13 protein-coding genes are annotated in these 14,495 nt (G+C 47.1%); all 13 read right to left on the reverse strand.

What is annotated here, in order from left to right:
- Positions 1-9: 9 nt before the first annotated feature.
- The 13 genes from gap to YH65_RS05935 all read right to left on the reverse strand — a co-directional run bounded on the left by gap (position 10) and on the right by YH65_RS05935 (position 14,455).
- Positions 10-1,023, reverse strand: a complete 1,014-nt coding sequence (gene gap / locus YH65_RS05875; RefSeq protein WP_046551054.1) for a type I glyceraldehyde-3-phosphate dehydrogenase — start codon at positions 1,021-1,023, stop codon at positions 10-12.
- A gap of 12 nt (positions 1,024-1,035) precedes the next feature.
- Positions 1,036-2,313, reverse strand: coding sequence for a phosphopyruvate hydratase (gene eno, locus YH65_RS05880; RefSeq protein ID WP_046551055.1), 1,278 nt, complete (start codon positions 2,311-2,313; stop codon positions 1,036-1,038).
- Positions 2,314-2,326: 13 nt separating this feature from the next.
- A complete protein-coding gene (ppsA, locus tag YH65_RS05885; RefSeq protein ID WP_046551056.1) occupies positions 2,327-4,741 on the reverse strand; it encodes a phosphoenolpyruvate synthase in 2,415 nt (804 codons plus the stop codon).
- 281 nt (positions 4,742-5,022) lie between these two features.
- The gene (gene crcB / locus YH65_RS05890) at positions 5,023-5,403 is read right to left on the reverse strand and encodes a fluoride efflux transporter CrcB (RefSeq protein ID WP_046551057.1); all 381 of its coding nucleotides are present in this window, start codon (positions 5,401-5,403) and stop codon (positions 5,023-5,025) included.
- Complete coding sequence (locus YH65_RS05895) at positions 5,403-5,753, reverse strand: DUF190 domain-containing protein (RefSeq protein WP_046551058.1); 351 nt, start codon at positions 5,751-5,753, stop codon at positions 5,403-5,405. Before YH65_RS05895 ends, crcB begins: the two co-directional genes overlap by 1 nt.
- 45 nt (positions 5,754-5,798) lie before the next feature.
- Positions 5,799-6,443, reverse strand: a complete 645-nt coding sequence (locus YH65_RS05900; protein ID WP_046551059.1) for a MarC family protein — start codon at positions 6,441-6,443, stop codon at positions 5,799-5,801.
- A gap of 133 nt (positions 6,444-6,576) precedes the next feature.
- Positions 6,577-6,822, reverse strand: coding sequence for a hypothetical protein (locus tag YH65_RS05905; protein ID WP_046551060.1), 246 nt, complete (start codon positions 6,820-6,822; stop codon positions 6,577-6,579).
- On the reverse strand, positions 6,791-7,375 hold the full coding sequence (locus YH65_RS05910) for an HdeD family acid-resistance protein (RefSeq protein ID WP_046551061.1): 585 nt from the start codon (positions 7,373-7,375) through the stop codon (positions 6,791-6,793). The genes YH65_RS05905 and YH65_RS05910 overlap by 32 nt, the downstream gene beginning before the upstream one ends.
- Before the next feature lie 15 nt (positions 7,376-7,390).
- Positions 7,391-8,377 carry a YfdX family protein gene (locus YH65_RS05915; protein ID WP_046551062.1) on the reverse strand — a complete coding sequence of 329 codons (987 nt, stop codon included), beginning with the start codon at positions 8,375-8,377 and terminating at the stop codon, positions 7,391-7,393.
- An 82-nt stretch (positions 8,378-8,459) separates the two neighbouring features.
- Positions 8,460-9,707 (reverse strand): MgtC/SapB family protein, encoded by a 1,248-nt coding sequence (locus YH65_RS05920; protein WP_046551063.1) that lies wholly within the window; start codon positions 9,705-9,707, stop codon positions 8,460-8,462.
- On the reverse strand, positions 9,704-10,462 hold the full coding sequence (ppk2, locus tag YH65_RS05925) for a polyphosphate kinase 2 (protein ID WP_046551064.1): 759 nt from the start codon (positions 10,460-10,462) through the stop codon (positions 9,704-9,706). The genes YH65_RS05920 and ppk2 overlap by 4 nt, the downstream gene beginning before the upstream one ends.
- Complete coding sequence (locus YH65_RS05930; RefSeq protein WP_046551065.1) at positions 10,462-11,850, reverse strand: NAD(P)/FAD-dependent oxidoreductase; 1,389 nt, start codon at positions 11,848-11,850, stop codon at positions 10,462-10,464. Before YH65_RS05930 ends, ppk2 begins: the two co-directional genes overlap by 1 nt.
- Positions 11,834-14,455 (reverse strand): plasma-membrane proton-efflux P-type ATPase, encoded by a 2,622-nt coding sequence (locus YH65_RS05935; RefSeq protein ID WP_052746108.1) that lies wholly within the window; start codon positions 14,453-14,455, stop codon positions 11,834-11,836. Before YH65_RS05935 ends, YH65_RS05930 begins: the two co-directional genes overlap by 17 nt.
- Between the last annotated feature and the right edge of the window lie 40 nt (positions 14,456-14,495).

Below are 14,495 nucleotides of genomic sequence, written 5' to 3' on the forward strand. Positions count from 1 at the left end.
ATCCTCTCCTTACGCTTCCATTTTTTTCGCGACATAATCGGCAAGTTCCAGTAGGCGCTGTGAATAGCCGTATTCATTATCATACCATGCCAGTACTTTGACCATACGCTCACCTACAACCGCCGTCGAGAGACCGTCGATAATGCTTGAGTGCAAGTTGCCCAGCATATCGGAGGAGACGACCTCTTCCGTCGTAATATCAAGAATACCGTTCATCTCGCCCGCAGCCGCGGCACTGTATGCCTTGTTCACCTCTTCGACAGTCACCGGCTTGTTCAGCAGTGCCACGATCTCAGTCACCGCACCGTCCGGTACCGGCACGCGCAGCGCCATCGCTTCCATCTTGCCTTTGAGTGCAGGGATCACCTCTGTCGTGGCGATCGCCGCACCGGTAGTGGTCGGGATGATATTCACCGCTGCCGCACGGCCGCGTCTGCGTTTTTTCGCACGCTTGTCCACCGTCGTCTGTGTCGAAGTATAGGCATGGGTCGTTGTGATCATCGCATTTTCCACACCGAAATTCTCTTCGAGCACTTTCATGGCAGGTGCCAGTGAATTGGTCGTACAGGAAGCATTGGAGAGGATATGATGCGCCGCGGGATCGTATTCGTTCTCATTGACCCCAAGCACGATCGTTTTGTCTACGTTTTTTCCCGGAGCAGAAATGATCACTTTTTTTGCACCGGCTTCAAGGTGCTGTGCCGCAAGGCTGCCTTCGGTGAAATGTCCCGTACACTCAAGCACGATATCGATATTCATCTCTTTCCACGGCAGTTCGCGCGGATCATGGCTGCTGACGATCGCAATCTCATGCCCGTCAATAATGAGTTTTTTCTCTTCCGTACCGATGTCGAAATCTGCCCGTCCGTGTACCGAGTCGTATTTGAGCAGATAGGCCGCATCTTCAACACTTGAAGTATTGGCGGCGACAATTTCGCAATGTTCGGGCAGCGCGTGTATATAGTGTCTGAGTACCTGGTTGCCTATGCGTCCCAGTCCGTTGATAGCAATACGTTTTTTCATGAAGTTTCCTTTCTATTTCCAGTAATATTTGGCATCCGTACCAAGCGCGTGTTCGATCTCAAGGAGACGGTTGTATTTGGCGAGGCGTTCACTGCGTGAGGCCGACCCGCTTTTGAGATGGCCGCTCTGCATGGCAACGGCGAAGTCGGCGAGGAAGGTATCTGCCGTCTCACCGGAACGGTGGGAGAGAAACGCTCTCCACCCGTTCTCTTCGCAGAGCCTGACCGCCGCAACGGTCTCGCTGACCGTGCCTATCTGGTTGAGTTTTATCAGAGAGGCATTGGCCGTATGTTCTCTGATACCGCGGGAGATGAATTTCGTGTTGGTCACAAAGATATCATCACCTACGACCTCTATCTTGTCCCCGAGCGCAGAGGTGAAGCGGGCAAATCCCTCCCAGTCCTCTTCTGCCAAAGGGTCTTCCCAGAGTATGATAGGATACTTGTCAACCCACTCTTTGGCCAGTGCGATGAGGTCAATGCTCTGCATTTTCCCCGCACCGGACCATTTCAGGTCGTAGTGCCCTTTTTTGTCCGTCGAGAACGAAGTGGCCGCACTGTCGATAGCTATGGAGATATCTTCTCCGGGACGGTAACCGCTTTTTTCGATCGCTTCTACAATGAGCTCAATGGCTTCTTCGTTGCTGCCGAGATCGGGAGCGAAACCGCCTTCATCGCCGACTGAGGTGGCAAGACCTCTCTCGTGCAGCAGTTTTTTCAGCGTATGGAAGGTCTCCGCCACATAACGCAGTCCTTCGGAAAAAGAGGGTGCGCCGTGCGGTACCGCCATGAACTCCTGAAAATCTACACTGTTATCTGCATGTTCGCCGCCATTGAGGATATTCATGCACGGCACCGGCAGACGTTTTGCTTCCGCACCGCCGAGGTAGCGGTACAACGGCATATGGTGGCTCTGGGCCGCCGCTTTGGCCGCCGCCATGGAAACCCCGAGGATAGCATTGGCACCCAAACGGCTTTTATCGTCCGTACCGTCGAGTTCGATCAGTATACGGTCTATCTTTGCCTGCTCTGAAGCATCCATGCCCAACAGGGTCGGCGCGATCTGTTTTACGATGTTCTCACAGGCCTTTTTCACGCCCTTACCTCCGTAACGCTTTTTGTCACCGTCACGCAGTTCATGCGCCTCGTACTCTCCGGTACTGGCACCCGACGGTACCGAAGCACTCGCTTCCGTACCGTCATCTAGTTCCATCAGTACACGTACGGTAGGATTGCCTCGTGAATCGAGGATCTCTATGGCGTCGATCGATACTATACTGCTCTTTGTCATTGCTTATCCTTTCCTATCTTCCCAGCTCTTTTTCAAGTTTGCCAATGTTCTCTATGGTCTTCAGCACACTGTCGGGGTTCAGGCTCATAGACTCGATGCCAAGACGCACAAGATATTCGGCCATTTCCGGGTAATCAGACGGTGCCTGGCCGCAGATACCGCTGTGCCGTTTGTTGCGCTGACATCCCTCGACCGCCATTCTGATCATTTCCTTGACACCCTCGTCGCGTTCATCGTAATCAAACGCGACCACCTGACTGTCACGGTCTACACCGAGGGTAAGCTGCGTAAGGTCGTTGCTTCCGATGCTGAAACCATCGAACAGCTTGCTGAAGGCATCTATCTGGATGACGTTATTCGGAATCTCGCACATCACATAGATCTTCAGGCCGTTCTCACCCTGCTTGAGTCCGTATTTGGCCATCGTATCGATGACCCTCTGTCCCTCATCCACCCTGCGGCAGAACGGTATCATCAAAGTGACATTGTCAAATCCCATCTCGTCGCGTACACGCTTCATGGCCGCACACTCAAGCGCAAAGCCCTCTTCATAGTTGGGATGGGCATAACGCGATGCCCCGCGGAAACCGATCATAGGGTTGTCTTCTTTAAGCTCAAAGGTATCACCGCCCAGAAGCGTGGCATATTCATTCGATTTGAAGTCACTCATGCGCACGACACAGGGCTTGGGATAAACAGCCGAAGCAATGGTAGCCACCCCTTCGGAGAGTGTTTTGACAAAGAAGTCTTCCATCGAATCATATGCCTGTGTCAACTCCTGAAGTTTGGCTCTTGTAGCTTCATCCACTTTTTCGGGATGCTTGAGCGCCATCGGGTGGGCTTTGATGTATTCATTGATGATGAATTCCATACGTGCAAGCCCGATCCCGTCGACCGGCAACGAGGAGAGTGAAAAAGCGATATCCGGATTACCGAGGTTCATCATGATCTCGGTTTTTGTTTTGGGAAGGTTGCTCAGGTCCGTTTTAATGACCTCGAAATCCAAAATACCCTCATAAACCATACCCGTCTCACCCTCAGCACAACTCACTGTCACTTCATCTGCATCTTTGAGCATCTCTGTTGCATTGTCACACCCAACCACTGCCGGAATGCCGAGTTCACGGCTCAGGATTGCCGCATGGCAGGTACGCCCGCCCTTGTTCGTGATGATGGCCGAAGCAATCTTCATGATCGGTTCCCAGTCAGGGTTGGTCGTATCGGCGACAAGTACTTCGCCGGCTTTAAAGGTGTCGAGCTCTTTCACACTTGCGATGTAGTGCACTTTCCCCTGCCCTATTTTGGTACCTATGGCCTGTCCGGTTACCAGGACTTTGCCTTTCTCTTTAAGGTGGTAGGTTTCCAGGACATTGCCCTTTTTCTGTGACTCCACTGTTTCCGGACGTGCCTGTACCATGTAAAGATGCCCGTCGATCCCGTCCTTTGCCCACTCCATATCCATCGGTTTGTGGAAGCCCGCTTTCTGTGAGTAATGGTTCTCCACTTTGATGGCATAGCCGGCCAGTACCATGACATCCTCGTCGGTGATACAGAAACGGTTCTGTTCTTCCACTGTCGTCGGAACATTCTTCGTGTATTCCACCGCAATATTGTCCAGGTTGATCGTATCGGTGAAGATCATCTTTTTCTCTTTGGAACCCAGAGAACGCTTCAGAACCGTTCTGAACCCCTTGTTGTAGGTAGGTTTATGAACATAGAAAGCATCCGGGTTGATAGTGCCCTGTACGACATTCTCACCAAGTCCGAGTGCCGCGTTGATAAATACGACATCTTTGAACCCTGTTTCCGTATCGAGAGAGAACATTACACCGCTCGCACCGATATCACTGCGCACCATTTTCATCACGACCACAGAAAGATAGACTTTCAGGTAATCAAAACCATTATCGTATTTGTAGTGGATGGAACGGTCGGTAAAGTTGGAAGCCAGACAGCGTTTGTAGGCGTCGAGCAGTTCATCTTCATTCGAAATGTTCAGGTAAGTGTCGTTCTGTCCGGCAAATGAGGCTTCAGGAGAATCTTCGGCTGTAGCGGAGGAACGGACGGCAAGTGAGAGGCTCTCGCCGTACTCCTCTTTGAGTTTTGCATAGGCAGAAAGGATCTCCGACTTGAGATCATCGGGGAGTTCACAGTTGTAAACGATCTCTCTCGATGCCTTTCCCGCTTTCTGCAGCGCATCGACGTTGGTGACATCGAGGTCATCAAGCAGCGCATGAAGCTTTTCCCACGCGCCGTTGCTTTTCAGTACATGTCTGTAGGCACTGGAAGTCACGGCAAAACCGTTGGGAACACGGACACCCTCCTGCGTCAGGTTTTGGTACATCTCACCAAGAGAAGCGTTCTTTCCTCCGACTTCGGCGACATCCTCTATACCTATTTCATTGAACCATTTGATATTTTTACTCACTGCATATCCTTTTTAATCTAATCATATATTTTAAAAGTAGCTAAAATTTACACATTAAATAAGTATACTACGATTTTTGTTTACGTTATGTTAGCATTAAACATTAAGCTTGAGAAGAAAGCCCCTCTAATCAGTTATCTCAAATAAATTTGAAACCGACAACGCAAAGTTCATATATGGGAAAGCCAATAGAATTTCAACGATAAATGAGTAATGGGATGGTATATCCGCTAAGAGCTACAAAAAAATCACAGAACTTTCTTTAAGTCAAGTTCTGTGTCTTATCCATACAGGCGTCTAAAAAGTATCATACCCAGCATAGTGGCGACCACACACAGGAAAACATTAAGCGTGATGTTCATGGTCACACGTCCCCACAGTCCTCCCTGAAGCATGGTTACTGTTTCGAGGGAAAAAGTTGAGAAGGTCGTCAATGCACCGAGCATACCGGTGATTACCAGTGCTTTTTGGTGCGGAGCCACGACTGACTCAAAATAGAGTGCCAGAAAACCGATAATAAAACTTCCCAACACATTCACACTCAGCGTACCGACGGGAAACAGTGTCGGCGAAAGTCTCTGTACCCAGCCGCTGATGAGAAAACGAAGGATCGCACCTACAAAACCTCCCGTACCCACGGCTAGCAACAAATAAGGCTGCATTACGCTTTTCCGAATTTGGGATGATGGTAATGAAGTACTTCAGTGTCACTTATGGTCACAAGCCCCTCTTCTATCATATCCCCCGCAGCATCGAGAAATACTTTTATGTTCTCTTCCGTATCTATCATGGTGATAATCAGCGGTACTTTCTGCTTGAGGACCCAGACATTGAAACTGTGTATCTCGGAGTGTGCTCCCATTCCGGCGACGGCTTTCAGAACGGTTGCTCCAGCTATCCCTTTCTCTTTTGCCAAAGTCAAAAGTGCTTCAAAAAGCGGTTTGCCATCTACCGTATCTTCATTACTGATATAAATCTTTAACTCTTTCCGTATTCCCAAATAACGTTGCATCTTTTTCCTTTGATATGTGAAATTCTAACTTTGTTCAGTATATCCCTACATTGTTCCCCACAGCCCTTTGATACCGCTGATGATGAACTGTGCAGCGATCGCACCGACGATCAGGCCCATAATTCTGGTCAGGATCTTCATTCCTGTTACACCGAGTGCCCTGTTGATCGCTCCGGCATAACGCAGTATCAGATAAACTGCCAAAGTCGCAGCAAATATGGCAATTGTGATCAGTCCATAGCTGATCATCATCGGATAACTTTGTATGTGGTTGTGGTTGAGTACGATGATCGTAGCGATTACACCGGGGCCGAAAAGAATAGGAATACCGAGAGGGATGATCGATACATCTTCTTTTTCATCTGCTTCATCAGCCTCTTCTTTGGAATGTTTTGATTTGCTCTGTTGTCCGTTGGCCATATTGATGGCGATCATCATCAGGATGATACCGCCTATAACTTTCAGAGACAAGACATTGATACCAAAAAGTTTGAATACAAATTCGCCGCTGAAAAGAGTTACCAGTGATGCAATAAGTATTGTCAATGTCGCCTTAAAGGCGATAGGCCTGATAACATTAGGTGTAGGTGGTGTCACCATTCCTACCATAATGCTCGCAGCGGCAATAGGGTTGAGTATGGTGATCAGTGCGATGATGTCATGCGATAAAACAGAAAGATATGCTGTCATTTTGTTACCTTGTTATTAGCTTGCTGTAAAAAAACGATTTTGATGGACTTTCCTATTTTTTACTAAATGCTGTCGTATTGATTTTCATAAACAACAGGACTTTTCAGATTATACAGAAAAATCTTGAGAGATGTTATATGATTTCTTCAAGGTCGTGAGCCAGTTCATCCGCTTTGGACTTCTCTTTGCTCTTTACATGGACCAGCGTGGCCCATATTGCTCCAACAAAACTAAGCACAATGAATATCCACGGATTGATCAGATCATAGGCATAGTAGTCTATCATGGCCGTAAGGGCTATGAACAGTACAAAATAGACCGTGAAAAGTGCTATTTTGTATCTAAGGCTAATCTTTGTCTTCTTTTTTGTCGATCTCATCGAGAAAAATGCCTCCTGAAAGCAGTGCTACACCATCAAAAAGAAGGCTTATCCCGACAAGCAGACCGACCATAAAGAGGGAACTGAACGGCCATCCGATAATAAAGATGACACCCAGCACCAGTGAAGTGATGGCATTGATAAGCCACAGCCACCACATTTTCTGGGGCTTCAGTGAAAATGCCAGGCCGAAACCGGCGAAGGCATCGGTAAAGAAATAGATGGCAAAAAGCAGTCCAAGTGCGGCGATCCCCTGCATAGGGTAGAAGATCATGAAAAGCCCTACCATGACAAGCAGGAAGCTTTTCAACCATCCGGCCCAGTCATTCTTGTTACTTTGCCACGTCAGCCATCCGGCAGATATACCGGCGAACAGCATCAGGTAGGCTACGAAAGCTAAAGTGGTAAATGACATGAACGTAGGAAAAAAGATTCCCGCCGAGCCAAGTATGATAAAAATGATCCCGCTTATCTTGGCATACTTCTTGAAGTTGTCTACCAGGTTCTTGTTAATGTTCATCTCAGGACTGAGATTGTTGTTCCAGTTCCACATATTGACTCCTTTGGTTTATTGTACCGTTTTTTTCTCGTCTTTTTGTGCATCCTGTTTGAATTCCTTTTTGACCTTCACCGCTTTTTGGGCCTCTTTCTTTTCAAATGCATTGACTTTCTGTTCTGCTACCTGTTCGGGTGTCTCTTTTGAGATCTTTGTATTGGCAATGATCTTCTTGAAATCATTCTTCAGTGTATCGTAAAGCTTTTCAACAACGTTTTTGCCCTTGATCTCTTTCTGAATTTTTTCTATGTCGTCGTTGAGCAGTTTGTAGGCCGCTTCATGTCTCGAGACATAACCGAGAAGTTCCGCTCTCTTGAGCTCTTCTTTGGCTGCAGCCAGCAGTTTCTGGGCTTCTTCTTTTTTGCTTTTGTCCAGTTTGGATGCATCTGTAATGAGATCCTGAGCTGTCAGCAATGGTGTCGGGATGATCGCTTTGACCACTATAAGCGAGTTCATAGCTTCTGCAATGGCTGCAAATGCTGCCTTGTCGTTTCCTTTGTTCAGTTCATCCAGCGCTTTTTTCGTCGCTACCGGATAAATCTTCATCGGTATGGAGATAACAGAAATATCCAGTTCATCTTTGAGGGGTGTCAGAACAGCAGTGGCAGCCTGTGTATCATGCGCTTTCAAAAGCTGCTGTGCCAGTTTGAGTCTTGCGTCTATGACATCGGATGTTCCCATAAAAGCAAAGGCCTGAAATCTCTCATCGATAGGAATAATGTCGAGTGACGGATCGGCTTTCAGCGCAGCATCAAAACTCTTCGTTGCCGCTTCAAGTGCTTTTTTCGCTTCATCCTTTTTCCCTGCCTGCATCGCCTGGAGTGCAGCAAAAGTATTTTGCATCCCTGAGATAATCTCTTTTGGCGCCTGTTTATGGTTCTTGACCTCCTGTTGTATCACATTGTTGACCAGTTCTTTTTTCTCTGTTTTTGCCTGCAGTCCTGTTGCACTCAGGAGCAGTCCGCATGTTAAAGCTGAAAGTAAAAATCTTTTTTTCATTTTCTATCCTTATAGATTTAATTTGTTATAGTTAAATGATATTACTGTTAGTCTAACCGTTCTTTAATAAGGGGGTTCCTACTTATTTCAGCGCCCATACAATCGTAGCAACCCCAAGCAGGGCGACCCATACGGCGGAACGGCTGCCGCCTTTCAAGCCTCCGAACCATAGAGCATACACTGCTTTAAGCAGGTTGTTACTGCCTGCTGCAATCATAATGGCTGTAACAAGTTCTGTCTGCGCTACGCTATACTTGCCTGTCAAAAGAGAAAATATAAAAGGGTCTATATCGGTAAATCCAACTACAAATGAGAGTACCTGTAAGCCTCCGTTACCGTAATGACCAATGACAAAATGTGTAACCACCATCATCAGCACGAAAAGTCCGGCAAATACAAAAGCAGTTCTTAGTTCAAGCGGGTTTTCGTCGACAAAGTCAGTATTGGTGGTTTTATGCTCTCTTTGCTGCAAATATATAAAAGAGATGACCATACCTGCAACGGACAGGGCAATGAATGGTAGGGCAAGCGACTTTGCGACAGAAAAATTGAAGACCATCGCAACAACCAGAAGCCTCAGGTACATCATAGAGGTTGCTGCAATGATCGCTGCATCTATTACCGGGTTATTACCCCCTGCTTTTGCCTTCCGTGCCAGCACAACCGTCGTCGCGGTAGAAGAGTATGTCCCGCCGAAAATACCGGTAAGAAAATACCCTTTGGAAGGGAAAAGATACTTCTGTACCAGGTAGCCGCCGTAACTGATACCCGAAATGACGACGACTGCCAGCCACATCTTGAAAGGAGAGATCGGAAGGTATGGTATGGTATTGGTATTGGGCAGCAGAGGAAGGATCACAGCGGAGAGAAGTACCATTTTCCCCAGGGTCTCGAACTCATGCATATTGACATCATTGCTAAATCGCTGCAGAGACTGTTTGGCATTTAACAGAAAAATGATCAGCACAAAGAGAAGTGACGGCATCCAAAGCTCAAAGCGTTCGGTCATCGGGCCGAATGCATAGACACTGAGCATGACCACATACGGCAGGATGCTTGATTTACCACTCTCGACCTTCTGCCTGTAAAAGACCAGAAAGAGAAGGGACAGCATGATCAATACCGTAATATAGAGAGTGAAATGGACAGGTTCGATTTTATAGAAGATAAACCCAAGTATCCCTATGAAGGTATAGGTACGTGCCGTACCGAAGAACAGATTATTATCTTTGGAATGGTATTGCTGACGGTAGGTTTTAAGCTCCATACCTACAAGAAAACTGAAGACAAAGGTAATGACAAGATGAATGAGATCGGGAGACAGGTTCATGGTGCGATCATCTCTTTTTCATAACAGACCGGATCAAATTTGCAAATGACATCATGGTCATATACCAGCAGTGCTTTATCTTTATCCGGATAGTCATTGAGACTCAAAAAATGTTTCATGATATTGATGCGTGCCTCTTTTTTGTCATCTGTATGGACGACATACCATGGCGCATAGATAAAAGAAGTCTTGTTGAACATATCATCTCTTGCCTTGGAGTAAGCATCCCACATTTTTTGTGCTTTGGCATCTATAGGACTGAGCTTCCATTGTTTAAGTGGATCGGTCTTGCGTGCTTCCAGGCGCTTTTTCTGTTCTTTTTTGGTAATATCGAGATAATATTTGAAAAAACGAATATTCGAGTGTGTCAGCATCTGTTCAAAACTGCCTACTTCCTCCATAAAAGCCTTATACTGTTTTTTAGTACAAAAACCCATCACTTTTTCCACACCGGCACGGTTATACCAGCTTCGGTTGAAAAAAACAATCTCACCTGCACTTGGGAGATGCGGTACATAGCGCTGAAAATACCAGGACTTCTTCTCTTTGTCACTTGGTACTCCCAAAGCAACCGTACGTGCTTCACGTGGGCTCAGATGCTCGGTAAAACGCTTGATCGTCCCATCCTTCCCGGCTGTATCACGCCCTTCCAGGACCAGACATACAGCTACATTCTCTTCGATCACATATTTTTGGAATTTGACCAGTTCCACCTGTAACTTGTAAAGCTCTTTTTTATAGATATTTTTTTTCACTACAGCATTCCTCTCATCATCAGGTCAAAATAGGCACGTCTCATCAGATGCAGATCCATCTCCCACCATATCCATCTGGGAGTAGTCGGATCAAGGGGGAACATTGGCGCGAGTCCTTTGGGTGTGTATTCGGCAAGCATTACCCTGCCGTATCGTGTCTTGATCGGTGAAACGGAATACCCTTCATAGCTCATTGGCTCTACTTTCCCCTCCATGATGGCAGCGATATTATCTTGAAGCACGATCGCCTGTTCCCTGACGGCACCACCGCTTTTCCCTGAAGAAAGTCCCACTACATCACCCAGACCGAAAACGTTTCTGTACTTGGGATGGCGTAGTGTTTTTTCATCGACATCGAGCCACCCTTTATGCAGTCCGTCCTTTATACTAAGTTTAGAATCACGTACGACCTGTGGTGCCTTCATAGGTGGCGTGATATGCAGGTAGTCATAGCTGACATTCACTTCCTCATCTCCATTCGCATAGACCGCTACCTTTTTCTCTTTATCGATACGTTTGAGAATATACCCATAGGAGACAGAAACATTGTCTGTTTTTTTCATTGTTCTTTTTAGTGCTGCATCGATCTTTGCAGAAGGAAAAAGTACTTTACCCGCTTTGGTCAATGTAAACTTTACTTTATGCTGAAGGTCTTTGCCTTTTATTTTCAGCCCATTTCCTTTGAGCATATCATTGGCCAAAAAGAGCATGGAGAGAGAAGCACCCTCCCCTTTGACAGGCGTTTGGGGATCGGAAAACAGAACCTTGACCTCTGACCTTTGGGCTTTACGGCGTATGGCTTTAAGCCATAATCGTGATACGATGGCACCTGTTGACGTTCCCTTCTCTATATCATTAAGGTGTACACTGGCGATACCGTGTTTTCCTATATCTGAAACATCCAGTCCCTCCACTGCATTGTAATCATATTCACATCCAAGGGCTACAACAAGATAATCGTAGGGAACTGTGTTATGTTTTGCTGTCTGTACCCGGTTTTTGTCGGGATCGAATGCCGTCACTTTGTCCTTCACCCAAGTCACATTGTCCGGAAGGAGTTCACTGGTAGGGCGCTTGTTGTCAAATTCACTGAAGAGCCCTGCGGCAACATAGACCTGTCCGCTTTGGTAGAGGTGCGTCTCATTGGGAGCGATCAGTGTGATCTTCGCATTGGGTGCCGAACGTCTCAGACGGGCTGCAACGGTCATTCCTGCTGTACCGCCTCCGACGATAACGATATCGGCTTTTTTCTTACTTGCGAATGTGGAAAGTTTTGTTTTTGCCGAAGCGGACGTACCGCCACCGGCCAACAGTGCGGCACCGCTTATTCCCATGACCTTAAGAGCGTCCCTTCTTTCCATAGTACTGCCTTTAGATGATATCTTCATGATATTTCCTTCTATAATAACGTAATACACCCATTTTCACTACATCGTTGAAGACGAACCAGGTCAATGCATAAGCCCACATGCTGAGTCCCCATGCCCAACCGATCGGTTCCATCAGACCGAAGCCGTACACGGCAATGATCGTACCGGCGACACGGCTGAAGAAGGTGGCATTAAAGAGCGTCCAGGACGGCCACGGGCGCTTCCAGAACCAGTCATCGATACGGGTATTGTAGATCGTCCCGTGCCCAGCTATGACCAGTTTGGCAAAGAAGGCCGATTGAACAAAATCCAACGGCAGATGCATCAGGGAGATCAGAATCCAGAAAAGTGTAAAGGAGGATAGAACGCCTGCCAGTCCGAGCCAGGAAGCCAGGATGAAGACCTCTTTCATATCCCATCTTACCGGTGTCTCCCGCAGCTTCGTATTGTCATAGGCGATCGTCATGATAGGGATATCGTTCAAAAGCGCCAGGATGATGATCATCAGTGCCGTAATAGGATAGAAATCATAGATTACGATGGCAAGTGTCATGAAAATAATGACACGGATCGTCTCTGCGATACGGAAGATCGTATAGCTTTTCATACGTTCAAAGATCTGTCTTGCTTCTTTGATCGCATCGACAATCACCGTCAACCCCGGAGCCATCAGTACGATGTCAGCTGCAGCACGTGCCGCATCGGTCGCACCGCTTACGGCAATACCGCAGTCAGCCTTTTTGAGTGCAGGCGCATCGTTCACACCATCCCCTGTCATACCGACGATATGGTCTGCTTTTTGCAGCGAATCGACAATCATATACTTGTCTTCAGGGAAGACCTGCGCAAATCCGTCCGCCTTTTCTATCAGTGCGACGATCTCCGATTCGTGTTTTTTCACACTGCCTTTTGGAACGGGCATATTGTAAAGCTCTTTTTGCACTTTCTGGACGATCTTTTTGACTATAGTATCGATTTCATCCTTGGAGGCGTCGGGATGCATAGACTCGGCAATGGCCCGCGAAAGGATCTGTGAAAGATAGAGATACTCCTCGACCGACTCGCCCTTGAGCGTATGGATATCTTCTATATTGTCACCGATCTTCAGCATCGAAGCGATGTATTTGGCGACAGCAATGTTGTCACCGGTGACCATCTTGACGGATACACCTTTATCTTTGGCTTCGCTGATGGCTTCGACCGAATCCTCACGCGGAGGATCAAACAGAGGGATGAGGCCTACAAAGTGATAGGCGTCCTCTTCGCATTTTCGAAATGCCACACCGAGGGTTCTGAAGCCTTTCGAAGCAAAGTTCTCAACCTGCTTGTAGGCTTTCGCTTTATCGAACTCTTTGTCGTCGCTCTGTTCTATGATGACCTGTGGAGCGCCCTTCGTGTAAATGAGTTCACAGTCATCCCCCTCATAGATCCCTTCGGTTCTTTTGTGGACAGGATCGAAGGGGAGGAATTTTTTAAGATGTTTGTTACTGAGTTTCTCTTCCAGCTTATTCTGATGTATGTAGTCAAAAATAGGTTTTTCAATAGGATCATTGTTCTCTTCTTTGCTGGCAAGCGCGGCAAATACCATTAGTTCTTCAGCCGTATATTGATTGGCAAGATAGGGATCTGCCAAACTCATTTTATTTTGTGTCAGCGTACCTGTTTTGTCCGAACAGAGCACATCCATTCCTGCGACTTCTTCGATGGCAGCCAGACGACTGACGATCGCCTGTTTGGTTGCCAGCACCTGTGCTCCGATAGCCATGGTCACGGTTAAGACGGCGGGCATTGCCACAGGAATGGCAGAAATGGTAAGTACCAGTGCAAAAATGAGGAGTTCTACCGTCGGCTGCTGTGTTTCTATACCGTGATACACAATAATCGCAATCATAAAGAGTGTCAGGATAATTAAAAAGTTACCGACCTTGATCACCATTTTCTGGAAGTGGCTTACTTCTTCCTGCTCTGCTTTTGCAACAAGTCCTACGGTTTTTCCAAAGTAGGTATTCTTGGCTGTTGCTGTGACTTTTGCTATCATCTCACCCTGTTTGATGATGGCATTGGCATAGAGGTCATCTCCGATCTTCTTATGGACGGGGAGTGATTCACCGGTCAGGGCTGACTGATCGACCAGAAGAAAATCCCCTCCAGCAAGCAGGGCTACATCTGCGGGGACGATATCACCTATCTTGACCTTGATGATATCGTCAGGAACCAGTTCTTTGGCATCGATCTCCTGCCATTTTCCGTCACGCAGTACCAGTGCCTTTCGCGCAAGCTTCTTTTTGAGTACCGCAATGGCGTTAAGCGCTTTAGACTCCTGGTAGAAATCGACAAAGGCATTGACGAATAAAAGGATTATGATAATCGTAAAATCTTCCCAGCGTTGCGCCGCTGCAGAGAGAACAGCTGCCACTTCGATCATCCAGGGGATGGGTCCCCAAAAACGCTTGAAAAGACGTTGTAACCAACTCTTTTCTTTGGCTGTGATGGCATTGGGGCCGAATTTCTTAAGGCGCTCCTGTGCCTCTTCGTGTGTCAGGCCTTTAATATCCGTATTTACTGATTTTTCTTGATCTTCAGGGATAGAGCTGTTTTCCGTATCTTTTGGATCGTTTGGCATCTCGGTTTCCTTTTTGGTATCAATTATTTTTTTATTATAC

This window comes from Sulfurovum lithotrophicum, from assembly GCF_000987835.1.
Taxonomy (GTDB): domain Bacteria; phylum Campylobacterota; class Campylobacteria; order Campylobacterales; family Sulfurovaceae; genus Sulfurovum; species Sulfurovum lithotrophicum.

Coding starts and splice junctions, on each gene's coding strand:
- gap (WP_046551054.1), bottom strand. CDS start 1,023: ATGAAAAAACGTATTGCTATCAACGGACTGGGACGCATAGGCAACCAG.
- eno (WP_046551055.1), bottom strand. CDS start 2,313: ATGACAAAGAGCAGTATAGTATCGATCGACGCCATAGAGATCCTCGAT.
- crcB (WP_046551057.1), bottom strand. CDS start 5,403: ATGCAGCCTTATTTGTTGCTAGCCGTGGGTACGGGAGGTTTTGTAGGT.
- YH65_RS05895 (WP_046551058.1), bottom strand. CDS start 5,753: ATGCAACGTTATTTGGGAATACGGAAAGAGTTAAAGATTTATATCAGT.
- YH65_RS05900 (WP_046551059.1), bottom strand. CDS start 6,443: ATGACAGCATATCTTTCTGTTTTATCGCATGACATCATCGCACTGATC.
- YH65_RS05905 (WP_046551060.1), bottom strand. CDS start 6,822: ATGAGATCGACAAAAAAGAAGACAAAGATTAGCCTTAGATACAAAATA.
- YH65_RS05910 (WP_046551061.1), bottom strand. CDS start 7,375: ATGTGGAACTGGAACAACAATCTCAGTCCTGAGATGAACATTAACAAG.
- YH65_RS05915 (WP_046551062.1), bottom strand. CDS start 8,377: ATGAAAAAAAGATTTTTACTTTCAGCTTTAACATGCGGACTGCTCCTG.
- YH65_RS05920 (WP_046551063.1), bottom strand. CDS start 9,707: ATGAACCTGTCTCCCGATCTCATTCATCTTGTCATTACCTTTGTCTTC.
- YH65_RS05930 (WP_046551065.1), bottom strand. CDS start 11,850: ATGAAGATATCATCTAAAGGCAGTACTATGGAAAGAAGGGACGCTCTT.
- YH65_RS05935 (WP_052746108.1), bottom strand. CDS start 14,455: ATGCCAAACGATCCAAAAGATACGGAAAACAGCTCTATCCCTGAAGAT.